This window comes from Phenylobacterium sp. (assembly GCF_030645195.1).
Taxonomy (GTDB): Bacteria; Pseudomonadota; Alphaproteobacteria; order Caulobacterales; family Caulobacteraceae; genus Phenylobacterium.
The window spans coordinates 29,909-53,477 of record NZ_JAUSLW010000146.1 but is presented as its reverse complement, the minus strand read 5'-3'; the positions used below and the strand labels follow the sequence as shown (position 1 = coordinate 53,477).

The window sequence follows — 23,569 nt, the reverse complement described above, 5'->3', positions numbered from 1 at the left end:
TGAACAGGCCGCTTGAAGCAACCCAAGAGAGCATACCCCAGCCTCTAACGCGTGACAGCCTAGCGCCGCTCGCCACTCCGGCCCTTGAACCCCGTCGCCACCAGGTAGGTCTCCGAGGAGTCCGCGCGGCTGGCCTTGGGTTTCATGTTCTTCACCTCGGTGAAGTGGTGCTTGAGACTGGCGATGACCAGCGAGGTCTCGCCGCCCTGGAAGGCCTTGGCGATGAAGGCGCCGCCGGGCTTGAGCACGCTGATGGCGAAGTCCACGCCGATCTCGATCAGGCCCATGATCCGCAGGTGGTCGGTCTTGCGGTGGCCGACGGTGTTGGGGGCCATGTCCGACAGCACGATGTCCGGCGGCCCGCCCAGCATCTCGATCAGCAGGGGACCGCAGGCCGGGTCGGTGAAGTCCATCTCGATGATCTGGGCAGGCGAGATCGGATCGACCGGCAGCAGGTCGACGCCGACGATATTGACCACGCCGCGTTCGACGGCGACCTGGGTCCAGCCGCCGGGGGCCGCGCCGAGGTCGATGACCCGCATGCCGGGCTTCAGCAGGTGCAGGCGGTCGTCGATCTCCGTCAGCTTGTAGGCGGCGCGGGAGCGGTAGCCGTGGGCGCGGGCCTTGGCGGCGAAGGGGTCGTTCACCTGCCGCGACAGCCAGGCCTGGGAGGACGGGGTCCGCATCTTGGCGGTCTTCAGGCGCGCGGGCTTGCCGCGGCCTTCCTCGGTGCCGCCCATGGGCGGCTTGACCATGCGTTTGCGGGCCGGAGGGAGTTCGTCGGTCATTCGGCGGCCTGGGGCAAGGGTTTGCCGCGACGGCCGCGGCGGCGCTTGCGGCGGCTGCGGCCGCCGCCTTCGGACATCAGGGACATCAGGATGCCCTCGCGCAGGCCGCGGTCGGCGACGCGGACGCGGGTGCAGGGCCAGAGCTCCTGGACGGCCTGGAGGATGGCGGCGCCGGCCAGGACCAGGTCCGAACGGTCGGGGCCGATACAGGGCTGGTCGGCGCGCTGCTGGGCGGTGAGGCCGAGCAGCAGGTTGGCCGCGCCCTCGCACTCGTCCCGCGTCATCCAGATGCCGTCGACGCGGGAGCGGTCGTAGCGCGGCAGGCGCAGATGCATGCCGGCCAGGCTGGTGATGGCGCCCGAGGTGCCGATCAGGTGGGCGCGGTCCTCGTCGAACAGCGGCCGCATCGGGTCGGCGTGGCGGAAGGCGGCGAGATCGACCTTCACCCGTTCCACCATGGCGCGGAACCAGGCCTGGGTGACCTCGGCCCCCTCCGGGAACTGCTCGGCCAGGGTGACGACCCCGATGGGAATGGAGAGCCAGGCCTTGATGGGCAGCTTCGAGGCCACGAAGGTGCTGAGTTCGCCCCCCAGGCCCTCGCCCTTCAGGTCCACCCAGGAGAGCTCGGTGGAGCCGCCGCCCACGTCCACCACCAGGGCGGCGTCGGCGCTGCGATCCAGCAGGTTGAGGCAACCGGCGACGGAGAGCTGGGCCTCCTCGCGCGGGGCGATGATCTGCAGGCGCAGGCCGGTCTCCTCGAAGACCCGGTCGATGAATTCCTGACCGTTCTCGGCCATGCGGCAGGCCTGGGTCGCGATGGCCTTGAGCTTGACCACCCGGCGGCGACGGACCTTCTCGGCGCTGACCTTCAGGGCGGCCATGGCGCGTTCCATGGCGACATCCGACAGCCGGCCGCTCTGGGAAAGCCCCTCACCCAGGCGCACGATCCGCGAATAGGCCTCCACCACCCGGAAGCTCTTGCCCGACGGCGTGGCGATCAAGAGCCTGCAATTGTTGGTCCCGAGGTCGAGCGCGCCATAGCAGGGCGCATCACTCCCAGACCTCTCCCGGCCATTCCTCATGGCGCCGGGCGCGGACGCGCTTCCAGCCTGATCGCTCATTCAGGCGCCGGGCAAGCGCGTAGGATAAGAGGGCGAAACACGCATCGCGTGTTTCTGCGCGCCTCAGACATGGACCGCCAACCTGTCCTTCGCAGACGCCGGTACGGGCGCCTCGTTTCAAGGCGACTGTACCAAGCAAGTTCGCCTGCCGGAAGGCGCGCCCTTGTACACGGACGCGTGAGCGCTACGTTCATCTCCCAGTTAGGTACCTCGGTGTAGATTCTCAGGTCATGGACGCTCGACTCGAAAAGCCAAACGCAGGTCACCTGCCCAATCCCGCGGCGATCGCGGACATTCGGCTGGCCAAGTTCGCCATCGGCGACGTTGTGAAGCACCGTGTCTTCAATTTCCGCGGCGTGATCTTCGACGTCGACCCCACCTTCGCCAACACCGAGGAGTGGTGGCAGTCGATCCCGGAGCATGTGCGGCCCCGCAAGGACCAGCCCTTCTATCACCTGCTGGCCGAGAACGACGACAACGCCTATGTCGCCTATGTCTCCGAGCAGAACCTGCTGCCCGACGAGAGCGGCGAGCCGGTGGGCCACCCCCAGGCGCCGCTGATCTTCGAATCCTTCAACGAGGGCCACTACACCCTGCGGCCGCGCATCAGCCACTAGGCGCTTCTCCTCTCCCGCTGGCGGGAGAGGTCGGGTGAGGGCTCTTTCTGAACCTCCGTCGTTACTTCGAGGCCGTGACGCGCAGCCCTGCTGCGCGCCCCCTCACCCTACCCTCTCCCCCTGAGGGGGCGAGGCGTGGGCAAGCTCCACCCGTCTGGAGACCTTCCAAGCAAGGTTTTCGCGCCGACCTGGCCGAAACCGGCGCATTGCGAACGGAACTTCCGGCGATTTGGGGGCATTCTGCGGCCATGAGCGCTGACGGTTTTCCCCCGCCCGGAGCCCGGGCCGACTGGACCATCGACCAGGACTGGGCTGCCTACACCCCGGCCGAGCATCAGGTCTGGATGACCCTCTATGAGCGGCAGGCCAAGCTGCTGCCGGGGCGGGCCTGCGACGCCTTCCTGCACGGCCTGGACGCCCTGGACCTGCACCGAGGCGGCATCCCCGACTTCTCGCGGATCAATGAGGAGTTGGACCGGCTGACCGGCTGGCGCGTGGTGGCGGTGCCGGGCCTCGTGCCCGACGCGATGTTCTTCGAGCACCTGGCCAACCGGCGGTTCCCGGCCGGGCGGTTCATCCGTCGGCCGGAACAGCTTGATTACCTTCAGGAACCCGACATCTTCCACGACGTCTTCGGCCACGTGCCGATGCTGACCGATCCGGTGTTCGCCGATTATATGCAGGCCTATGGCGAGGGCGGCCTGCGCGCCCTGGGCCGGGGCCAACTGCACAACCTGGCGCGGCTCTACTGGTACACCGTCGAATTCGGCCTGCTGGAGACGAGCGAGGGCCTGCGCATCTATGGGGCCGGCATCGTCTCGTCCCACGCGGAGTCGATCTTCGCCCTGGACGACCCCTCCCCCAACCGCCTGGGTTTCGATCTGGAGCGGGTGATGCGGACCCCCTACCGGATCGACGACTTCCAGCAGGTCTATTTCGTGATCCCGTCCCTGCAGGCCTTGCTGGACGCAACCCTGCAGGACTTCGCCCCGATCTATCAGCGCCTGTCCGGCGCCGCCGACATCCCCATCGCGGCGATCGAGGCCGGGGATCGGGTGCTTACCCGGGGAACCCAGGCCTATGCCGTGGCCAAGGGCGTTTCCCAGGTTTCGGCGTGACGGGCGCCTGAACCGGCAGCCACTTCAGGCTGACACGCTCTAGCTGGCGCGGCTGGCCGGCCAGAGTTCCCGCTCGGCCTTGCCGATGGGCGCCGGGCTCGGCGGCTGGTGGTTGTCGATCAGGGGGTCGGGCTTGGCCAGGCGCTCCAGCACCACGGGCCGGGCGATGGTCACCTCGGGCCCGTTCACCACCACGCCATAGCCGGTCAGGGTGGCGAAAGCGCGGGAAAGGTTCTCCGGGGTCATACCCAGCAGGGAGGCCAGCAGGCGCTTCTCATGGGGCAGGGTGAAGGTCTCGGCCCCGCCCTGGCGCACCTTCTGGGTGATCAGGTAGTTCGCCAGGCGCTCGGCCCCGCCGCGTAGCTTGTGGTTCTTCAGCGAGCGCACCAAGCCGCGATAACAGCCGGCCAGCTCCTGGCTGGCGGCGTAGCTGAAGTGGGCGTCGGTCTGCATCGCCCGGCGCAGGGCCTCGCCCGAGAGCATCAGGATGTCGGACCGCTCGACGGTGCGGGCGCTCATCAGGGCGTCGGCGTCGAGGGCGACGGCGGCGAAGATGAAGGTGGAGACGGGTCGCAGGACCGCCAGCGTGGTCTCCTTGTCGTTCCAGGTGCCCTCCAGCTCCACGAGGCCGTCGAGCAGGACATAGAGGAAATCGACGGGGTCGCCCTCGTGCAGCAGGGTCGTGCCCGCCGGGAATTTCTGCAGGAAGGCGCCGGCGGTCACCGCGTTGAAGGTCTCGTCGGAGGCGCCGCAGAACAGAGGCAAACCCCTTACGCGCTCGACATCCACCACTCGCATCGACATTCCCTTGGTCCCCTTACGTCAACCATCAATCGGTCCGCTCAGCGAGTCGAGCCTTGATTTGGATCAAGCGGGGCGAAAGCGCCGCGGGCGGGCCCGCGGCTTGACGATCATCAATCGGGTGGCCCAACAAAAGTAATCGTGGGTGTTACGCGCGTAAATCGAGCTCGCTATTCGTGCTGTGAACCCGTCGAATATAGCAACATCGGGGGTTGGATTTGATGATCGTCAATCCAATTCCCGCGCGGCGACTGCATAGAAACGGTCGAAGCGAGGGCGCTTGGTCCCCGCCATAGAGAGGCCGGGGGACAAGTTGAGCGTCGCCGTCACACCGCCCACCACACAGGCCGCGCCGGGCGCCGGCATGGCGCTCTGGATGAGCACCTTCTCCTTCACCGCCTGTTTCGCGGTGTGGACGATCTTCTCGATCATCGGGGTGCAGATTAAGCAGAATCTCGGCCTCACCGAGGCGCAGTTCGGCCTGCTCGCCGGTACGCCGATCCTCACCGGCTCCCTGGTCCGCGTCATCCTGGGGGTCTGGGCCGACCAGTATGGCGGCCGGGTGGTGAACTTGGTGGTGATGCTGTCGGCCGCGCTGGCCACCTTCCTGCTTTCTCACGCGCAGACCTATCCGCAGTTCCTGCTGGCGGCCTTGGGCGTCGGCATGGCTGGCGGCTCCTTCGCGGTCGGCGTGGCCTATGTGTCCAAGTTCTTCCCCAAGGAAAAGCAGGGCACGGCGCTGGGCATCTTCGGCGCCGGCAATGTCGGCGCCGCGGTCACCAAGTTCGCCGCCCCCTTCGTGATGATCGCCTATGGCTGGCAGACCGTCGCCCAGGTCTGGGCCGTGGCCCTGGCGGTGATCGCCGTCATCTACTTCCTGCTGACCCGGGACGATCCCGAACTGGTGGAGCGCCGCCGGACCGGCGCCAAGCCCGTGGCCGCGGCGATGCAGTTCGCGCCGCTGATGAAGCTGCAGGTCTGGCGCTTCGCCCTCTACTACTTCTTCGTCTTCGGCGCCTTCGTGGCCCTGGCGCTCTGGCTGCCCCACTATCTGGTGGGGGTCTATCACCTGGACATCCGCACCGCGGGCATGCTGGCGGCGGCCTATTCGATCCCCGGGTCCCTGTTCCGGGTGTTCGGCGGCTGGCTCTCCGACAAGATCGGCGCGCGCAAGGTGATGTACCTGACCTTCAGCATCAGCGTGGTGGCCACCTTCCTGCTGTCCTATCCGCCCACCAGCTATGTGGTGGACGGGGTCCACGGACCGATCGTCTTCCGCCTGGCCACGGGGCTGGTCCCCTTCATCGTCCTGTTATTCTGCCTCGGCTTCGCCATGAGCCTGGGCAAGGCCGCGGTCTACAAGCACATCCCGGTCTACTACCCCGACACCATCGGCTCGGTGGGCGGCCTGGTGGGCATGGTGGGCGGTCTGGGGGGCTTTGTCCTGCCCATCGCCTTCGGGGCCCTCAACGACCTGACCGGCGTCTGGACCAGCTGTTTCATGCTGCTGTTCGTCCTGGTGGCCAGCGCCCTGGCCTGGATGCACTTCGCCATCCGCCGGATGGAGCATGCCGGCGCCCCGCAGCTGGGTGAGCTGCCCGAACTTCCCGAGATGGCGTCCCTGCACGCCGACCTTCAACCGCGCCCGGTTTCCGGTGCGCCCGCCAGCGCTCGCGCGGCGACCCCAAAAAGAGGAACGCATTGATGGCTTCCCGCAAACCCGCCCGCCACGTCCTGATCGACTGGCGCCCAGAAGACCCGGCCTTCTGGTCGGGATCGGGCAAGGCGATCGCCAGCCGGAATCTCTGGATTTCGATCCCCAACCTGCTCCTGGCCTTCTCGGTCTGGATGGTGTGGTCGATGGTGGTGGCCAAGCTGAAGCTGGTCGGCTTCAAGTTCACCACCGAACAGCTCTTCTGGCTCACCGCTCTGCCCGCGCTCTCGGGCGCGACCCTGCGGATCTTCTACACCTTCATGGTCCCGATCCTCGGCGGCCGGCTGTGGACGACGCTGACGACCCTGTCCCTGCTGATTCCGGCGATCGGCATCGGTCTGGCCGTGCAGGATCCCACCACTCCCTATGTGGTGTTCGTGGCCCTGGCCCTGCTCTGCGGCCTGGGGGGCGGCAACTTCGCTTCCTCGATGGCCAACATCGGGTTCTTCTTCCCGAAGAGCCAAAAGGGCAATGCGCTGGCCCTCAACGCCGGGTTCGGGAACCTTGGCGTGAGCGTCATGCAGTTCCTGGTGCCGGTGGTGATCGGGATCGGGATGTTCTTGCCCCTGGTGGGCGCGCCCCAGACCGTGGTGGAAAAGGGCGTGTCGAGCACGATCTGGCTGCAGAACGCCGGCTTCGTCTGGGTCCCCTTCATTCTCATCGCCGGCAGCCTGGCCTGGTTCGGCATGAACGACATCGCCTCGGCCCGGGCCTCCTTCACCGAGCAGTCGGTGGTGTTCAAGCGCAAGCATAACTGGGTCATCTGCTGGCTCTACGTTGGCACCTTCGGCTCGTTCATCGGCTTCTCGGCGGCCTTTCCGCTCCTGATGAAGACCCTGTTCCCCGACGTCCAAGCCATGCAGCTGGTCTTCCTCGGTCCGCTGGTCGGGGCGGCCTCGCGGGCGCTCACCGGCTGGGTCTCCGACAAGTTCGGCGGCCACAACGTCACCCACTGGGTGTTCATCGCCCTGGCGCTCGGCGTGCTGTCGGTGATGTACAGCGTCGGCGGCTTCGGCGCCGAGCCCTCCTTCCCGATCTTCTTCGCCAGCTTCATGTGGCTGTTCCTATGGACCGGGGTCGGCAACGCCTCGACCTTCCAGATGATCCCCGCGATCGTGCGGGCCGACATGCCTCGGCTGCTGCCGCAAGCTGATCCGGCCGCGCGCCTGAAGGCCGCGGAGATGGAGTCGGCGGCCATCGTCGGCTTCAGCTCGGCCATCGGCGCCTTCGGCGGCTTCTTCATCCCGCTGGCCTTCGGCAACGCGATGAAGGCCAGCGGCGGGCCGAGCGCCGCCCTGCTGGTCTTCCTGGCCTTCTACCTCAGCTGCGTCGCGGTGAACTGGGGCTTCTACGCCCGCAAATCCTCGCTGCTGCACGCGCCCCAAACCCCTTCGAAGATGGAAATCGTGGCATGAGCCATACCCTTGATCGCCTGACCTTCTTCGCCCGCAAGACCGAGCTGTTCTCCGATGGCCACGGCGTCCTCACCGACGAGGACCGCAAGTGGGAGGAGGCCTATCGGCGCCGCTGGCAGCACGACAAGGTCGTCCGCTCCACCCACGGGGTGAACTGCACGGGCTCCTGCTCCTGGAAGATCTACGTCAAGGGCGGGATCGTCACCTGGGAGACCCAGCAGACCGACTATCCGCGCACCCGGCCGGAGCTGCCCAACCACGAGCCGCGGGGCTGCGCCCGGGGCGCCAGCTACAGCTGGTATCTCTATTCCGCCAACCGGGTGAAATACCCACTGATCCGCTCACGCCTGCTGAAGCTGTGGCGGGCCGCGCGCGCCACCCGCAGCCCGGTGGCCGCCTGGGCCTCGATCCAGAACGATCCCGCCCAGCGCGCCTCCTATACGACCATGCGCGGGGCAGGGGGCTTCATCCGGGCGACCTGGGACGAGGTCACCGAGATCATCGCCGCGGCCAACGCCCACACCATCAAGGCCTGGGGCCCGGACCGCATCTTCGGCTTCTCGCCGATCCCGGCCATGTCCATGGTCTCCTACGCCGCGGGCGCCCGCTATCTGCAGCTGATCGGCGGCGTCTGCGGCTCGTTCTACGACTGGTACTGCGACCTGCCGCCGGCTTCGCCCCAGACCTGGGGCGAACAGACCGACGTGGCCGAGAGCGCCGACTGGTTCAATTCCGGGTTCCTGCTCCTCTGGGGCTCCAACGTCCCCCAGACCCGCACCCCGGACGCCCACTTCTACACCGAGGCCCGCTATCGCGGCGCCAAGTCGGTGGTGATCTGCCCCGACTATTCCGAGGCCTCGAAGTTCTCCGACCTGTGGCTGCCCGTGAAGCAGGGGACCGACGCCGCGCTCGGCATGGCCTTCGGCCACGTGATCCTCAAGGAGTTCCACATCGACAAGCAGGTGCCGTACTTCCGCGACTACCTGCGGAAATACAGCGACCTGCCCATGCTGGTCCGCCTGGTCCCGCAGGACGGCGCCTATGTGCCCGAGCGCCTGCTGCGCGCCGCGGAATTCGACAAGGCGCTCGGCGAGGCCAACAACCCCGACTGGAAGACCGTCGCCCTCGACGAGACGACCGGCGAGGTCGTCGTGCCCAACGGCTCCATCGGCTTCCGCTGGGGCGAGGACGGCAAGTGGAACCTGGAAGAGAAGGACGGGGCCGGTCGCGAAACCACCCTGCGCCTGGGCCTCAAGGGCGTCCACGACGAGGTCGCCGCGGTTCGCTTCCCCTACTTCGGCGGCGCGGCCACCAACGGCTTCGCCATGACCGATCACCCGGACGTCCTGGTCCGCAACGTGCCGGTCAAGCGCATGATGCTGCCCGAGGGCGAGACCCTGGTGGCCTGCGTCTATGACCTGTTCCTGGCCAATTACGGCGTCGACCAGGGCTTCGGCGGCGACCACATGCCCGCCAGCTACGACGATGTGGAGCCCTATTCCCCGGCCTGGGCCGAGGCGATCACCTCGGTGCCGAAGGACCAGATCATCGCGGTGGCCCGCGGCTTCGCCGGCAACGCCGAGAAGACCAACGGCAAGTCGATGGTGATCATCGGCGCGGCGATGAACCACTGGTTCCACATGGACATGAACTACCGCGCCGTCATCAACATGCTGGTGATGTGCGGCTGTGTCGGTCAGTCCGGCGGCGGCTGGGCGCACTATGTCGGCCAGGAGAAGCTGCGGCCCCAGACCGGCTGGGCGCCCCTGGCCTTCGCCACCGACTGGATCCGTCCGCCCCGTCAGCAGAACTCCACCTCCTTCTTCTACGCCCACTCCGATCAGTGGCGGTACGAGACGGTGGAGATGAGCGAGATCCTCTCGCCCACCGCGCCGGAAGGCGTGTGGGACGGGGCGATGATCGACTTCAACGCCAAGGCCGAGCGCCTGGGCTGGCTGCCCTCGGCCCCGGCCCTGAAGACCAACCCCCTGGAGGTGGCCAAGGCCGCCGCCGCGGCGGGTCAGGACGCCAAGGCCTACGCGCTCGATCAGCTGAAGAACGGCGATCTGAAGATGTCCTGCATGGACCCCGACGACCCCGCCAACTGGCCGCGCAACATGTTCATCTGGCGCTCCAACCTGCTGGGCTCCTCGGGCAAGGGCCACGAGTACTTCCTCAAGCACCTGTTGGGCGCCTCCCACGGCGTCCAGGGCAAGGACCTTGGCGAGGACGGGCGGCGCAAGCCCAATGAGGTCGTCTGGCACGACGAGGCGCCGGAAGGAAAACTCGACCTGCTGGTCACCCTCGACTTCCGGATGTCCACGACGGCCGTCTACTCCGACATCGTCCTGCCGACAGCCACCTGGTACGAAAAGAACGACCTCAACACCTCCGACATGCACCCCTTCATCCACCCGCTCAGCGCGGCGGTGGATCCGGCCTGGGAGTCGAAGTCCGACTGGGAGATCTTCAAGGCGATCGCCAAGACCTTCTCCGAGGTCTCGCCCGAGGTTCTGGGGGTCGAGCAGGACGTGGTCCTCACCCCCATCCAGCACGACAGCGCCGCCGAACTGGCCCAGCCCTTCGACGTGCGGGACTGGTCCAAGGGCGAATGCGAGGCGATCCCCGGCAAGACCATGCCGCAGATCACCATCGTCGAGCGGGACTATCCCAACACCTTCAAGCGCTTCACCGCCCTTGGCCCGCTGATGAAGAAGGTGGGCAACGGCGGCAAGGGGATCGGCTGGAAGACCGACCACGAGGTCGATCTGCTCACCGAGCTGAACGGCGCGGTGCTGGAGGAAGGTCAGACTCAGGGCATGGCCCGGATCGATACCGACATCGACGCCTGCGAGACCATCCTGATGCTGGCGCCGGAAACCAATGGCGAGGTGGCGGTCAAGGCCTGGGAAGCCCTTGAGAAGCAGACCGGACGGGAACACGCCCACCTGGCCCTGCCGAAGGAAGACGAGAAGATCCGCTTCCGCGACCTGCTGGCCCAGCCGCGCAAGATCATCACCTCGCCGACCTGGTCGGGCATCGAGAGCGAGAAGGTCTGCTACACGGCCGGCTACACCAACGTCCACGAACTGATCCCGTGGCGGACCCTGACCGGCCGGCAGCAGCTCTATCAGGATCACCTGTGGATGCGGGCCTTCGGGGAGGCGCTCTGCGTCTACCGTCCGCCAATCGATCTGAAGACCACCTACGTCAAGGGCCTCAAGCCCAATGGCGAGAAGGAGATCGTCCTCAACTTCATCACCCCGCACCAGAAGTGGGGCATCCACTCCACCTACCGCGACAACCTGATGATGCTGACCCTCAACCGGGGCGGACCTGTCGTCTGGGTCTCCGAGATTGACGCCAAGAAGGTCGGTCTGGTGGACAATGACTGGGTGGAGGCCTTCAACGCCAACGGGGCGCTCACCGCCCGGGTGGTGGTCTCCCAGCGGATTCGTGAAGGCACCACCTTCATGTATCACGCCCAGGAAAAGATCGTGAACACGCCGGGATCCCAGATCACCGGCAAGCGCGGCGGCATCCACAACTCGGTGACCCGCACGGTCCTCAAGCCGACCCACATGATCGGCGGCTACGCCCAGCTCGCCTACGGCTTCAACTATTACGGCACGGTCGGCTCGAATCGCGACGAGTTCGTGGTCCTGCGCAAGATGACCAAGGTCGACTGGTTGGAAGAGCCCCTCAACGCCAAGGATTTCGCCCAATGAAGGTTCGCGCGCAAATCGGCATGGTGCTGAACCTCGACAAGTGTATCGGGTGTCACACCTGCTCGGTCACCTGCAAGAACGTCTGGACCAACCGCGAGGGCGTTGAATACGCCTGGTTCAATAACGTCGAGACCAAGCCCGGCATCGGCTTCCCGCGCGACTGGGAGAACCAGAAGCGCTGGAACGGCGGTTGGACCCGCAAGGCCAACGGCAAGATCGAGCCGAAGATGGGGGCCAAGTGGCGGATCCTGGCGAAGATCTTCGCCAACCCTGACCTGCCGGAGATCGACGACTATTACGAGCCCTTCGACTTCGACTACGCCCACCTGCAGACAGCGCCGGAGATGAAGGCCTTCCCCACCGCCCGGCCGCGGTCGAAGATCACCGGCCAGCGGATGGAGAAGATCGAGCGCGGGCCCAACTGGGAGGAGATTCTCGGCGGCGAGTTCTCCAAGCGGTCGGCCGACTACAACTTCGCGGGCGTCGAGAAGGAGATCTACGGGGCCTTCGAAAACACCTTCATGATGTACCTGCCCAGGCTGTGCGAGCACTGCCTGAACCCCACCTGCGTCGCGGCCTGTCCCTCGGGCGCCATCTACAAGCGCGAGGAGGACGGCATCGTCCTGATCGACCAGGACAAGTGCCGCGGCTGGCGGATGTGCGTCTCGGCCTGCCCCTACAAGAAGATCTATTACAACTGGGAATCCGGAAAGTCGGAGAAGTGCACCTTCTGCTTCCCGCGCATCGAGGTCGGCCAGCCGACCGTGTGCTCGGAAACCTGCGTCGGGCGTATACGCTATCTCGGCGTCCTGCTCTATGACGCCGACCGCATCGAGGCCGCGGCCTCGACCCCCGACGAGCAGGACCTCTACCAGGCCCAGCTCGACGTCTTCCTGGATCCCAGCGATCCGGCGGTGATCGCCCAGGCGCGCGCCGACGGCGTGCCGGAGGCCTGGCTGGACGCGGCCCGCAAGAGCCCCGTCTACAAGATGGCCATCGACTGGAAGATCGCATTCCCGCTGCACCCGGAATACCGGACCCTGCCCATGGTCTGGTACGTGCCGCCCCTCTCGCCGATCCAGTCGGCGGTGGCGGCGGGCGCCCTGGAGATGGACGGCGACATGCCCGACGTCCACTCGCTGCGGATCCCGATCAAGTACCTCGCCAACCTGCTGACCGCCGGCAAGGAAGCGCCGGTCCAGCTGGCCCTGGAACGGATGCTGGCCATGCGCGGCTACATGCGGGCCAAGACGGTGGAGGGGGTGATCGACCACGCACTCGCCGCGCGGGTCGGCCTGACGGCGGCGGAGATCGACTCCATGTACCGCTACCTGGCGATCGCCAACTACGAAGACCGCTTCGTCATCCCCTCGGCTCACCGCGAGACCGCCGAGGACGCCTACGACATGCGTGGCGGCTGCGGCTTCTCCTTCGGCAATGGCTGCTCCGGCGGCCGCACGGAGTTGGGCCTGTTTGGTCCCAACAAGCGCTCGCGCGCCAAAACCCCCATGGAGGTCTGAGACATGGCCCGCACCTACAAGGCGCTCGCGCTGCTGCTGACCTATCCCAACCGCGACCTGCAGACCTTCGCCCCGGAGGCGCTCGCCGTCATCGAGGCCGAGGGCATGCTGGGCAAGACCCTGGTCCAGGCCCTGCGCAAGCTGGTCGCCGAGATCACCGAGGACGACATCTACGACCTGCAGGAGCGCTACACCGAGCTGTTCGACCGCACGCGCTCGCTGTCCCTCAACCTCTATGAGCACGTGCACGGCGAGAGCCGCGACCGCGGCGAGGCCATGGTGGCGCTGCTGGAGCTTTATAGGGCCCAGGGTCTCGACCTGGCGGCCAACGAGCTGCCGGACTTCCTGCCGGTGTTTCTGGAATTCCTCTCGACCCTGTCCGAGCCCCAGGCCGCGTCCCTGCTGGGCGAGGCCAGCCACGTTCTGGAGGCCATGGGCGAACGGCTCAAGACCCGGGGCAGCGCCTATCGCGCTGTGTTCGGGGCCTTGGCCCGGCTGGCCGACAACCAGGCCGATCCGGGCGTCCTGGCGGCCTTGCTCAGCGAGCCGGAGGAGAACCCCAACGACCTGGAGGCTCTCGACAAGGCCTGGGCGGAGACCGCGGTCACCTTCGGTCCGTCCGACTCCGACTGCCCCAAGGCCAGCGCCCTGGTCGAGGCCATGAACGCCGAACCGCCGCGCGCCTCACGTCGCGCCGGCGCGACGGCCTGAGGAGCCCCTTGAGATGCAACTGCTCAATCAAATCCTGTTCGGCGTCTATCCATACATCGCGCTGGCGGTCCTGGTGCTGGGGTCGGTCATCCGCTTCGACCGTGAACAGTACACTTGGCGCTCCGGCTCCTCGCAGCTCCTGCGGCGCAAGCAGCTGGTGCTGGGATCGGTCCTGTTCCACGTCGGGGTGTTGACCATCTTCGGCGGCCACTTCGTCGGCCTTCTGACCCCCATCTGGGTGTTCGACGCCCTGGGCGTGCCCCACGGCGCCAAGCAGATCCTGGCCATAGTCGCGGGCGGTATCGCCGGGATCCTGTGCCTGGCCGGCGGCCTGCTGCTGCTGCACCGGCGCCTGTTCGACCCCCGGATTCGCCACAATTCCAGCTTCGGCGACACCGCCATCCTGATCATCCTGATGATCCAGCTCTGCCTGGGCCTGGCCACCATCCCGCTGTCCCTCGGCCACCTCGACGGCGGGGAGATGCTGAAGTTCATGACCTGGGCCCAGGGGGTCTTCACCTTCCAGCCCAACGTCGCCGACCACGTCGCCGACGTGCACCCAGTCTTCAAGGCGCACCTGGTGCTGGGCATGACCATCCTGCTGGTCTTCCCGTTCACCCGCCTGGTGCACATGCTCTCGGCGCCGATCTGGTACCTCAACCGCCGGGGCTGGCAGCTGGTGCGGACGAGGCGTCCCCTGCCGCACCGCCGGGAGGCCGCGGCCCCGGTCTATCCCAACAGCCAGGCCGTCCGGCCCGCGCCCCTCAAGCGCGCGGAGTAGCCGCCATGACCGCGACAGCCGCGACCGCCACCATCGTCGTTGAAGGGGTTGAGATCCCAGAATTCCTCATCGCCGAGGAGGTCCAGAACCATCCCAGCCTGTCGGCCGCCGAGGCCCGCACCGCCGCCGGCAAGGCGCTGGCGGTCAAGGCCCTGTTGCTGCACCGGGCCGATGAGCTGGGCCTGACGCCGAGCCCCATCAAGGACGAGGCCGGCCGCGAGGAGACCAACGAGGAGGCCCTTATCCGGGCCGTCCTCGACGCGGAGATCGACATCGATCCCCCCAGCACGGCCGAGTGCCGGCGGGTCTACGACACCCAGCGGTCGCACTTCACCAGTCCGCCCCTGCTGGAGGCCGCCCATATCCTCATCGAACCCAAGGGCGAGGACGCCGAGGCCCTGGAGCGGGCGCGCCAGACCGCCCAGGGCGTCCTGGACCGCTGCCTGGCGCAGCCGTCGCAGTTCGCCCACCTGGCCAAGACCCTGTCGGATTGTCCCTCGGGCAAGGTCGGCGGCTCGCTCGGCCAGCTTGGCCCCGGCGACGTGGTGGGCGAGATCGAGCGGGCGCTGGGCGGACTTCAGGCCGGGGACATCTTCCCGCGCCCCGTCGCCTCGCGCTTCGGCTGGCACATCCTGAAACTGGAACGGCGCATCGATGGGCGCGAACTGCCCTTCGACTATGTGGAGGATAAGATCGCCCTCCATCTGGAGAGCCGCGCCTGGACCGCGGCGGCCACCCGCTATGTCTCCGACCTGGCCGACCGCGCCCGGGCCCAGGGCGTGGCTTTCAGCCTCAGCCGCGACGGGCGGTTCGCCACCGGATCCCTGTCGCTGGGCGAGCTGCTGGCCCAGGGCGGCTCGGCCGATGAGCTGGAGGCCTGGCTCGACGCCACCGATCCGGAACTGGCCGACCGGGTGAGGGCCGCGGCCCTGACCGACAATCTCGACGTCACCGCCTTCGTGCGCCGGGCTGTGGCCCACTTCGTCGACAATGCCGGCGACGAGAGCTGGACCCACCTGATCTCGGCCGCCCAGGGCGCCAAGGACCCGGCCATCGCCGCCATGGCGTCCCTGCTGAGAACCAAGCTGACGCCCAAGGCGCGCACCTACACCATCGTCCGGAGAGTCTGAATCATGCGTTTTCTTCCCGGCCTCATGGGCCTGGCGGCCCTGGCCGTCCCGACCCTGGCCTCGGCGGCCGAAGCGCCCAAGGGCCTGATCCTGGAGGCTCGTCTCCGCTACGAGACCGTCGCCCAGGACGGCTTTTCCAAGGACGCCCAGGCGGTCACCCTGCGCACCCGGCTGGGCTATGAGACCCCGGCCTTCCATGGCTTCAAGGTCCTGGTGGAGGGGGAGAACGTCACCGCGCTCTCCGACCGCTACAACAGCAGCACCAATGGCAAGACCGCCTATCCCCTGGTGACCGATCCCGAGACCACTGAGCTGAACCGCGCCCAAGTCTCCTGGGCGGGGACGCACGGCGAGGCGGTGGTCGGGCGCCAGCGCCTGATCCTCAACAACGCCCGCTTCGTGGGCAATGTCGGCTTCCGCCAGAATGAGCAGACCTTCGACGCGGCGAAGCTGGTCTACCGGCCGTCGCCGACGGTCAGCCTCACCTATGTCTATGTGGACAAGGTTCACCGGATCTTCGGCGAGGACCACCCGCAGGGGAACTGGCGCAGCGACTCCCACCTGGCCCAGCTGGACGCCAAGACCGGCCTCGGTCAGGTCTCGGCCTATGGCTACCTGCTGGACTTCGCCAATGCGCCCACCCAGTCGAGCGCCACCTGGGGCGCGAGGCTCACAGGCTCGCGACCGCTGAAGGCGGGCCTCAGCGCCACCTACGAGGCCGAGTACGCCCGCCAGACCGACTATCGCAACAGCCCCACCAGCTTCGACCTCGACTACATCGCCCTGTCGGCGGGGCTGAAGACCAAGACCAACGCCGTGGCGCTCGGATTCGAGCAACTGGACGGCGACGGCCGCCGCGGCTTCTCGACGCCGCTGGCCACCCTGCACGCCTATCAGGGTTGGGCCGACGTCTTCCTCACCACCCCCGCCAATGGGGTGCGCGACCTCAGCCTGACCGGCAGTTCGGTGCTCAAGGGGCCGCACGGCAAGCCGTTGAAGGTCCAGGCGTCGCTGCACCAGTTCGATGAGTCCGGCGGCGGCGGCGGGCTCGGCCAGGAGCTCGACGCCTCGGTGTCCATGCCCCTGACCCCGAAGATTGGCGTTGAGCTGAAGGCGGCGGCCTTCCAGGGCGATCGGCCCGCCTTCCCCGATCGGACGAAGATCTGGCTGACGCTGGAATTCAAGCTCTGACCCAAGGTCGAGAGGAGGCGGTGGTGAAACAAACGACCGAAATCGAGGAGGTTCCCCTGGAACTGCTCGCTGAGCCCCTCGACTGGTTCTTCGCCGAACACTATCGCCACCGGCAGCTCTGCCAGATGATCGACGAGGTCTGCGCGACCACGGTGTTCGACGGCGACAAGATCGGCAAGGTGGTGGCCTTCCTCGGCCACGATCTGGCCCTGCACGTCATCGACGAGGAGGAGGACTTCTTTCCCCTGCTGCGCCGCCGGTGCCTGCCGGAAGACGAGGTCGAGCGGGTGTTGGGGATGCTCTCGGCCGAGCACCGGGCCGACGTGGCCAAGGCCAGTCTGGTGAGCGACCTGCTCAAGGCCTGCCTGCTGAAGGAGACCGCTCCCGGCCTCGATCCGGCCCGGCGCAAGATCCTGTCGGAGTTCGCCAGCCAGGAGCGCCGCCACCTGGGGCTGGAGAACGCGGTCATCCTGCCCATCGCCCGGCTGCGGCTGGACGCCGAGGACCTGGCGACCCTGGGGCGGCGGCTGGCCGCCCGCCGTGGGCGGGTTCTCCATGAGCCGGACGCGTGACCCAGGCCCTGTTCCGTCGCAACCTGGCCTGGGCTGCGGCCAGGGCGCGGGACGATCGGGACTTCTTTCCTCGCCTGGCGGCCCAGGACGCCCCGGACTATCTGTGGATCGGTTGCGCCGACAGCCACCTGCCGGCCCATGACCTGACGGGCTTGGCGCCCGGCGAACTCTTCGTGCACCGAAACCTCGCCAACCTCGCCCCGGCCCAGGACGCCAGCTTCCTCTCGGTGCTGCAGTACGCCCTGGAGATCCTCAAGGTGCGGCACGTGATCGTCTGCGGCCACTATGGCTGCGGGGGGGTGCGGGCGGCCCTGACCGGCGAGCGCCACGGCCTGGTGGACCACTGGCTGCAGCCGGTGCGGAGCCTCTTCTGGCGCCATGCCGAGGAGCTGGAGCCGATCCTCGACATCGAGACCCGGGTGAACCATCTCTGCGAACGCAATGTCATCGAGCAGGTGGTCAGCCTGGCGGGCAATCCCCTGGTCCACGACGCCTGGCGCCGCGGCCAGCCGCTGACGGTGCACGGCTGGATCTATTCGGTCCACGACGGCCTGCTGCGCGACCTGGAGACCACCGTCGGCGACCTGCACCAGGCCCGCGCCCTGATCGGGGCGCCCGCCGGCGCCGATCCACGCCGCAAGCCCGCGAGGACAAGATCATGACCGGCGTCGCCGTGGTGCTGGCCGGGGGCGAGGGCCGGCGGATGGGGGGCGGCAAGCCCCTGCGCGCCTGGGGCGGCCGGCCGCTGCTGGCCCGGGCGCTCGACCTTGCCGCAGGATACTCGTCTCACGTCGCCATCGCCGTGCGGGACGCCGGCCAGGCGGGGCAGGGGGCCGCCGTCCCCTTGCTGTTCGATCCGCCGGACATCGGCGGCCCCCTGGCGGGTCTCGCCTCGGCCCTGGACTTCGGCCGCCGCCACGGCGCGCTCTGGGTCCAGACCCTGGCCTGCGACATGCCCTATCTGCCGGACGATCTCAGCGACCGGCTGGCGCGGGCCCTTGAGCCGGGGGTGGGCGCGGTCCTGCCGGTGAGCGGCGGCCGCCTGCATCCGGTCTGCGGCCTCTGGCGCGTCGCGTCGCGCGATCGCCTGGAGGCCTATCGGGCGACGGGTCGCTTGTCCCTGCGCGGCTTCGCCCAGCACGTGGGTCTGCGCGAGGTGGCCTGGGACGCCGCGGGACCCGACCCCTTCGTCAACCTCAATACGCTGGAAGACCTGGCGGTCCATCAGCCGTCACCCGCGGTCCTCGCCCTGGCGGGGTGACCGCGCGGGGCCCCTCGCCGAGCCGGCCCGGATCGTAGGTCGCGGCCTCCACCCCATGGTCGGCCAAATCCCGAGGCGCGCGTCGGCCCCGGACCAGGGCGGCGGCCAGTCGGGCCACGGCCGGGGCGGTCTGGATGCCGAAGCCACCCAGCCCCGCCAGCCAGAAGAACCCCGGCGCCGTCTCCGACCAGCCGATCACCGGCGCGCGATCGGCCGCGAAGGTGCGCAGGCCCGCCCAGCGGTGGTGGATCCGTGTCACCGGGTGATCGGCGGCGTCATGGAAGCGCATCATGGCGCAGGCGATGTCCAGCTCGTCGGGGGCCGCGTCGCAGGGCGGGCTCGGGGTCTCGTCGGCCGGGGTGATCAGCAGGCGTCCGCCGAAGGGGCGGAAGTAGAACCGCTCGTCGATGTCCTTCACCACCGGCCAGTCGTGGAAGCCGAGCTCCCGGGGCGCGTCCACCAGGATGGCGGTCCTCAGCAGCGGCGACAGGCCCTTGGGGGCGAGGCCGGCGTCGAGCGCGGTCTCGTCGGCCCAGGCGCCGGTGGCGTTGACCAGGGTCGGGGCGATGAGGCTGGCCTGGCGGGTCAGCACCCGCCATCGCGACCCCTCGCGGACGATGTCCGGCTTGCCGGCGTCGGCGAGGATGACAGCCCCGGCCTCGCGAGCCCGGCGCACCATGCCGTCATGCAGCCGCGCTACATCCAGGTCGCCCGCCCCGGTCTCCAGCAGGGCCGATTGCACCGCCTGCGGCCGCAGGATCGGCACCCGCCTCAGGGCCTCGTCGCGGCTCAGGCGGCGCAGGGCGGCCGCCCCGGCGGTCTTCCGCGCGAAAGCCTCCAGGCGCTCGCCCTGGTCGGCGCGGGCGATGTGCAGCACCGGGCGCGGGCTCAGCAGGCGCCCGGCGAAGCCGCACGGCGGATCCTCGAAGAAGCCCCGGCTGGCGGCGGTGAGGGGCTGGACCGCGGGACCGCCATAGGAGGGGATGTACATGGCCGCGGAGCGGCCGGTGGTGTGGTAGCCGAGCTGCGGCTCCCGCTCCACCAGGGCCACGCGGCGGTCGCTCGCCAACTGGGCGGCCAGGGCGGCGCCGGCGATGCCGCCCCCCAGCACCACCACATCGAAAACCTGGCGCGAGGGACAGGCGATCATGACGCCGGCGCCCAGTCGACGCCGGCCCGGCCGTGCAGATAGCCGTTGACCAGGGGCCCCGGCGGCCCGGCTTCCCGCACCTGGGCCGCCAGGTCCTGGGGCGAGAGCCGCCCCTGGCTGAAGCCCCGGAAGGCGGCGATCACCTTGAGCATGTCCCCGGTGTGGGGCGACAGGCGCAGGGCTCCGATCCCGGCCGCGCGGAGGTCGGCTATCGGCAGGTCGGCCGTCTGCACCCCATGGGACAGGGTCTGGACCCCGTTCACCGCGAGGAAGTCTTGGCCCTCCAGGGTGCGCACCGCCAGGCCGTCGGGATCGCGATCGCAGACCAGCTGGCAGGAGTCCTTGTGCAGGCCCTGGACGCGGGCGTGGTAGCAGCGCCCCGACAGGGCGAGCGGCAGGCGGCCATAGGCGAAGAGCTCGATCTCCAGGCCGGGGCAGGCCTGCGCCAAGCGCCCGATGGCCGGGAGCGACAGCTCGACATTGGGGCACAGCCGCACGCAGCCGCGGGTCATCAGCTCCCGGGCGGCGGCCTCGTTGTAGATATTGAGCAGGGGGCCGGCCACGAAGGGGGCTCCGAGGGGGCGGTGGGCCAGGGCCGAGATGTCGTTGATCTCCACCAGGCCCTCGCCGGCGGCCATCTGGGCGATCCCGCGCCGGTCGCGCGGCGTCGCCGGCAGCGCCAGGGTCGACCAGACCACCGTCTTGCCGGCCCGGGCCAGGCGATCGGCGGCCTCGGCCAGGGGCCCGGAGATGAAGGGCTCGCGCTTTCCGCAGACCACCTCCCCCAGATAGACGCGGTCGAGGTCGCTCTCCTCGGCGACGGCGGCGTAGAAGTCGGCGATGCGCTCGGCCGACCAGTTGAACAGCAGCGGCCCCAGGGCGATCTCGATCGCCGCGCCGCTCATCGCCAGGTCTTTCGGTAGGCGCCGGCCGTCTCCCGCCCGCCCTCGGCGAGGCCCGTCAGGCGCGCCTCATAGGGGGCGGTGGTCTCGCCGCGGTCCAGGGCGTCGAGCGCGGCCCGGAACGCCGCGGCCACCCGGGCCACATAGGCCTTGCCCCGCTGGCGCCCTTCGATCTTCACCGCCCTGACCCCGGCGGTGCGCAGCTCGGCCAGCAGGGCCATGGCGTTGAGGCTGGTGGGGTCCTCGAACAGGTGGGACGCGGTCCCCTCGGCCTCGAAGCGGCCCTTGCAGAGGGTCGGATAGCCGGCGGCCGCGCCCGGCGCGACCTGGTCGATCATGAAGCCCCCGAGGCGCGGGGTCAGCAGGCCGTCGGTCTCCTCCAGGGAGACTGAGTCCGGCGGGGAGCAGACCCCGGTCAGGTTAGGGGACTTGCCGGTGGCGTAGGAGGAGAGGGCGCAGCGTCCCTCGGCCATGACGCACAGTCCACCGTAGACGAAGGCTTCCACCTCCACATCGGTCTGCCGCACCAGGGCGGCGATCTCTGGCGCCGACAGGACGCGGGGGAGGACCACCCGCTTCACGCCATAGGCCTGGGCGTAGAAGGCGATGGCCTCGGCGGTGCCGGCGGCGGCCTGGACCGACAGATGCAGCCTCAGGCCGGGATGCTGGGCGTGGGCGTAGGCCAGCACCCCCAGGTCGGCGACGATGATGGCGTCGGCCCCCGCCACCGCGGCGCTGTCCACCGAGGCCCGCCAGGCGTCGACGCCGCCGGCGCGGGCGAAGGTGTTGACCGCCACCAGCACCTTGGCGCCCCGATCGTGCGCCCAGGCGACGGCCGCCTTCATCTCGGCGGGGGAAAAGTTCAGGCCGGGGAAGTTGCGGGCGTTGGTCTCATCGCGCAGGCCGCAATAGACGCTGTCGGCGCCGGCCTCGATGGCCGCGCGCAGCATGGCCGGGGAGCCGGCGGGGCAGACGAGCTCGATCGATCCCATCTCAGGCCCACCCAGCCTTGGCGGCGGCCGCCTGGCGGACAAAGCGGACGGTGGCGTTGGCCAGGTCGCTGACCGGCGCCGACAGGCCCAGCAGGTCGGCCAGGGTCAGCTCGGCGGCCTCCAGGGTGTTGTGCAGGGCCATCACCGCCTCGATGTCGCCGCTCACCCGGATGGCTCGGGAGAAGAAGGCGGTGTCGGCGTCAACGGAGCCGTCGAACAGCCCCAGCAGGGCGCCGAGCGGCCCCTCGATCCGGGCGGCGCAGGGCGAGCGGTCGTCGCGCCGACGCACCTGGACCCCGGCCGCCGCGCCCTGCGGCGCGAGCCGGAAGGCCACCGGCGAGCCGTCGGGGGCGATCAGGAAGGCGGCGTCCCCAAAGGCGCCCAGCCGCTCGAAGACCTCGGGCCGCCGCCGCGCCAGCCGTCGCAGGGCCGCGCTCAGCACCCACTCGGCCGGCGGCCGCAGCGCCATCAGCACCTCGGCGGGGTCGCCCCGGCGCGGCGCCCGGGGCCTGTGTCTCGTACGCATGACTGGAACCTCTTCGGGCTCCAACCTGCGTTACGCCCTGCGGCGCGGGGAACGGCGCAATGGCCGCCGCACCCGCGGAACTTGCTCAAGTCAGGCTTTGCCGATGATCAAGCCGGGATGACCTTTCCAGGATTGAGGATGTTGCGTGGGTCCAGCGCCGTCTTGAGCGTGCGCATCAGGGCGAGCTCCTCGGGGTTGCGGGAATAGGCGAGGTAGGGGCGTTTCTGCAGGCCGATCCCGTGCTCGGCGGAGATCGACCCGGCGCGCGAGCGCAGCGGCCCATAGACCATCTCCTCGATCTCCGAGCGGGTGTCCGGTTCGACGACGCCAATGATCAGGTGCAGGTTGCCGTCGCCCAGGTGGCCGAAGACGGTCATCCCCGCCTGGGGCCAGCGGGCGGCCAGGGCCCCGCGCACCTCCGCGACATAGGCTTCCATCGCCGCGATGGGCAGGCTGATGTCGAAGGTGATGATCGGACCGTTGCGGGCGGTCTGGGCCACATCGTCCCGCAGGGCCCACATGCGGTCCCGTTCGGCCTGGGACTTGGCGATGGCCGCGTCGGCCACAAGCCCGCTCTCCAGGGCGTCGGTCAGCACCTGCTCGAACCGCGCCGCGTCGTGGGCCAGGTCCGGGCCCAGGGCCTCCACCAGGACATAGTGGGCGTGGCCGGCGGGCAGGATGGGGCGGCCCGCCGCCGGCGGGGTGGTCACCAGGTCGTAGAAGGCCGGCCACATCACCTCGAAGGCCGACAGCGATCCGGCCAGGGAGGCCTCCAGGGACCGCAGCAGGGGCGACAGGGCCTCGAACCGGTCGACGGCCAGCCAGGCGGTCTCCTGCGACACCGGCCTGGGGCGCAGCCGGAACACCGCCCGGGTCACCACCCCCAGGGTGCCCTCCGACCCGATGAACAGCTGCTTGAGATCGTAGCCGGCGTTGTTCTTGATCAGGTGGTTGAGGGAGGAGATCACGGTCCCGTCGGCCAGCACGGCCTCCAGGCCGAGGACCGACTCCCGCGTCATGCCGTAGCGGAGCACCCGGTTGCCGCCGGCGTTGGTGGAGATCACCCCGCCGATGGTGGCCGAACCCCGCGCGCCGAGGTCCACCGGCAGGAACAGGTCCTGCGCCGTCGCCGCTCCGCAGGCGGTCTCAAGCACGCAGCCGGCCTGGACGGTCATGGTGGAGCCTACGGGATCGATCTCCTCGATGGCGGCCATGCGGTCGAGGCTGAGGGCCAGGGCGCCCTCGGCGAAGGCGCCGTCCACCAGGCCGGTGCGCCCGCCCCAGGGCACCACGCCCGCGCCCGCGGCGTGGGCCAGGCGCAGGATTCCAGACACCTCCTGGGTGCTCGCAGGCCGCAGGATCGCCCGTGGCGCCCCCAGCCGAGTCCAGGGGCTGAAGGCCCAACCGCTCGCCGCCGCGCCCGTCAGCACGTGGTCGGCGCCCAGCAGGGCCTCAAGGTCGGTCAGCAAGTTTTCCATTCCGCCTCCGGGGGTCTGGGCGGCAGTCTCCTCTCGCTTTGGCTAGGCCCGAA

Annotated in this window: 21 protein-coding genes; 13 read left to right on the top strand and 8 right to left on the bottom strand. The window is 69.0% G+C overall.

All coding sequences use genetic code 11. The annotated features are described in order from the left end of the window. Positions 1-59: 59 nt before the first annotated feature. Entirely contained in the window at positions 60-788 is a 729-nt protein-coding gene (locus Q7T09_RS12250; protein WP_304699999.1) for an RlmE family RNA methyltransferase, read from the bottom strand. Next, on the bottom strand, positions 785-1,909 hold the full coding sequence (locus Q7T09_RS12245) for a Ppx/GppA phosphatase family protein (RefSeq protein ID WP_370689239.1): 1,125 nt from the start codon (positions 1,907-1,909) through the stop codon (positions 785-787). Before Q7T09_RS12245 ends, Q7T09_RS12250 begins: the two co-directional genes overlap by 4 nt. 230 nt (positions 1,910-2,139) lie before the next feature. On the opposite strand from Q7T09_RS12245, the gene hspQ reads away from it, so the two are divergent. Continuing rightward, positions 2,140-2,526 (top strand): heat shock protein HspQ, encoded by a 387-nt coding sequence (hspQ, locus tag Q7T09_RS12240; protein WP_304699997.1) that lies wholly within the window; start codon positions 2,140-2,142, stop codon positions 2,524-2,526. A gap of 248 nt (positions 2,527-2,774) precedes the next feature. Beyond that, entirely contained in the window at positions 2,775-3,644 is an 870-nt protein-coding gene (phhA, locus tag Q7T09_RS12235; protein WP_304699996.1) for a phenylalanine 4-monooxygenase, read from the top strand. A gap of 39 nt (positions 3,645-3,683) precedes the next feature. Here the strand turns inward: phhA and Q7T09_RS12230 are convergent, their stop codons facing one another. Beyond that, positions 3,684-4,442 (bottom strand): cyclic nucleotide-binding domain-containing protein, encoded by a 759-nt coding sequence (locus tag Q7T09_RS12230; protein WP_304700042.1) that lies wholly within the window; start codon positions 4,440-4,442, stop codon positions 3,684-3,686. Between the two features lie 316 nt (positions 4,443-4,758). Here Q7T09_RS12230 and Q7T09_RS12225 point away from each other — a divergent pair, with 316 nt between their 5' ends. The 11 genes from Q7T09_RS12225 to Q7T09_RS12175 are packed head-to-tail and all read left to right on the top strand — an operon-like array spanning position 4,759 to position 18,468. Beyond that, complete coding sequence (locus Q7T09_RS12225; protein WP_304699994.1) at positions 4,759-6,150, top strand: nitrate/nitrite transporter; 1,392 nt, start codon at positions 4,759-4,761, stop codon at positions 6,148-6,150. Further along, entirely contained in the window at positions 6,150-7,574 is a 1,425-nt protein-coding gene (locus Q7T09_RS12220) for a NarK family nitrate/nitrite MFS transporter (protein ID WP_304699992.1), read from the top strand. The genes Q7T09_RS12225 and Q7T09_RS12220 overlap by 1 nt, the downstream gene beginning before the upstream one ends. After that, positions 7,571-11,302 carry a nitrate reductase subunit alpha gene (locus Q7T09_RS12215; RefSeq protein WP_304699990.1) on the top strand — a complete coding sequence of 1,244 codons (3,732 nt, stop codon included), beginning with the start codon at positions 7,571-7,573 and terminating at the stop codon, positions 11,300-11,302. The genes Q7T09_RS12220 and Q7T09_RS12215 overlap by 4 nt, the downstream gene beginning before the upstream one ends. Next, the gene (narH, locus tag Q7T09_RS12210) at positions 11,299-12,822 is read left to right on the top strand and encodes a nitrate reductase subunit beta (RefSeq protein WP_304699989.1); all 1,524 of its coding nucleotides are present in this window, start codon (positions 11,299-11,301) and stop codon (positions 12,820-12,822) included. The genes Q7T09_RS12215 and narH overlap by 4 nt, the downstream gene beginning before the upstream one ends. 3 nt (positions 12,823-12,825) lie before the next feature. Continuing rightward, on the top strand, positions 12,826-13,533 hold the full coding sequence (narJ, locus tag Q7T09_RS12205; RefSeq protein WP_304699988.1) for a nitrate reductase molybdenum cofactor assembly chaperone: 708 nt from the start codon (positions 12,826-12,828) through the stop codon (positions 13,531-13,533). Positions 13,534-13,546: 13 nt separating this feature from the next. Next, positions 13,547-14,314 carry a respiratory nitrate reductase subunit gamma gene (gene narI / locus Q7T09_RS12200; RefSeq protein ID WP_304699987.1) on the top strand — a complete coding sequence of 256 codons (768 nt, stop codon included), beginning with the start codon at positions 13,547-13,549 and terminating at the stop codon, positions 14,312-14,314. A 5-nt stretch (positions 14,315-14,319) separates the two neighbouring features. Continuing rightward, positions 14,320-15,444, top strand: coding sequence for a peptidylprolyl isomerase (locus tag Q7T09_RS12195; RefSeq protein WP_304699985.1), 1,125 nt, complete (start codon positions 14,320-14,322; stop codon positions 15,442-15,444). A 3-nt stretch (positions 15,445-15,447) separates the two neighbouring features. Next, on the top strand, positions 15,448-16,635 hold the full coding sequence (locus Q7T09_RS12190; protein WP_304699983.1) for a hypothetical protein: 1,188 nt from the start codon (positions 15,448-15,450) through the stop codon (positions 16,633-16,635). 23 nt (positions 16,636-16,658) lie between these two features. Continuing rightward, positions 16,659-17,207: a hemerythrin domain-containing protein gene (locus Q7T09_RS12185; protein ID WP_304699981.1), complete on the top strand. Its 549-nt coding sequence runs from the start codon at positions 16,659-16,661 to the stop codon at positions 17,205-17,207. After that, positions 17,204-17,869, top strand: coding sequence for a carbonic anhydrase (locus Q7T09_RS12180; protein ID WP_304699979.1), 666 nt, complete (start codon positions 17,204-17,206; stop codon positions 17,867-17,869). Before Q7T09_RS12185 ends, Q7T09_RS12180 begins: the two co-directional genes overlap by 4 nt. Then, the gene (locus Q7T09_RS12175) at positions 17,866-18,468 is read left to right on the top strand and encodes a molybdenum cofactor guanylyltransferase (protein WP_304699978.1); all 603 of its coding nucleotides are present in this window, start codon (positions 17,866-17,868) and stop codon (positions 18,466-18,468) included. The genes Q7T09_RS12180 and Q7T09_RS12175 overlap by 4 nt, the downstream gene beginning before the upstream one ends. On the opposite strand, the gene Q7T09_RS12170 is transcribed toward Q7T09_RS12175, so the two are convergent. The 5 genes from Q7T09_RS12170 to Q7T09_RS12150 form a co-directional block, all read right to left on the bottom strand. Then, positions 18,404-19,618 carry an FAD-binding oxidoreductase gene (locus Q7T09_RS12170; RefSeq protein WP_304699976.1) on the bottom strand — a complete coding sequence of 405 codons (1,215 nt, stop codon included), beginning with the start codon at positions 19,616-19,618 and terminating at the stop codon, positions 18,404-18,406. The genes Q7T09_RS12175 and Q7T09_RS12170 overlap by 65 nt on opposite strands. Beyond that, positions 19,615-20,523, bottom strand: coding sequence for a U32 family peptidase (locus tag Q7T09_RS12165; RefSeq protein ID WP_304699974.1), 909 nt, complete (start codon positions 20,521-20,523; stop codon positions 19,615-19,617). The genes Q7T09_RS12170 and Q7T09_RS12165 overlap by 4 nt, the downstream gene beginning before the upstream one ends. Then, positions 20,520-21,512: a peptidase U32 family protein gene (locus Q7T09_RS12160; RefSeq protein ID WP_304699973.1), complete on the bottom strand. Its 993-nt coding sequence runs from the start codon at positions 21,510-21,512 to the stop codon at positions 20,520-20,522. The genes Q7T09_RS12165 and Q7T09_RS12160 overlap by 4 nt, the downstream gene beginning before the upstream one ends. A 1-nt stretch (position 21,513) precedes the next feature. Then, the gene (locus Q7T09_RS12155; RefSeq protein ID WP_304699972.1) at positions 21,514-22,038 is read right to left on the bottom strand and encodes an SCP2 domain-containing protein; all 525 of its coding nucleotides are present in this window, start codon (positions 22,036-22,038) and stop codon (positions 21,514-21,516) included. A gap of 107 nt (positions 22,039-22,145) precedes the next feature. After that, positions 22,146-23,516 carry an FAD-binding oxidoreductase gene (locus Q7T09_RS12150; protein WP_304699971.1) on the bottom strand — a complete coding sequence of 457 codons (1,371 nt, stop codon included), beginning with the start codon at positions 23,514-23,516 and terminating at the stop codon, positions 22,146-22,148. Positions 23,517-23,569: the final 53 nt, after the last annotated feature.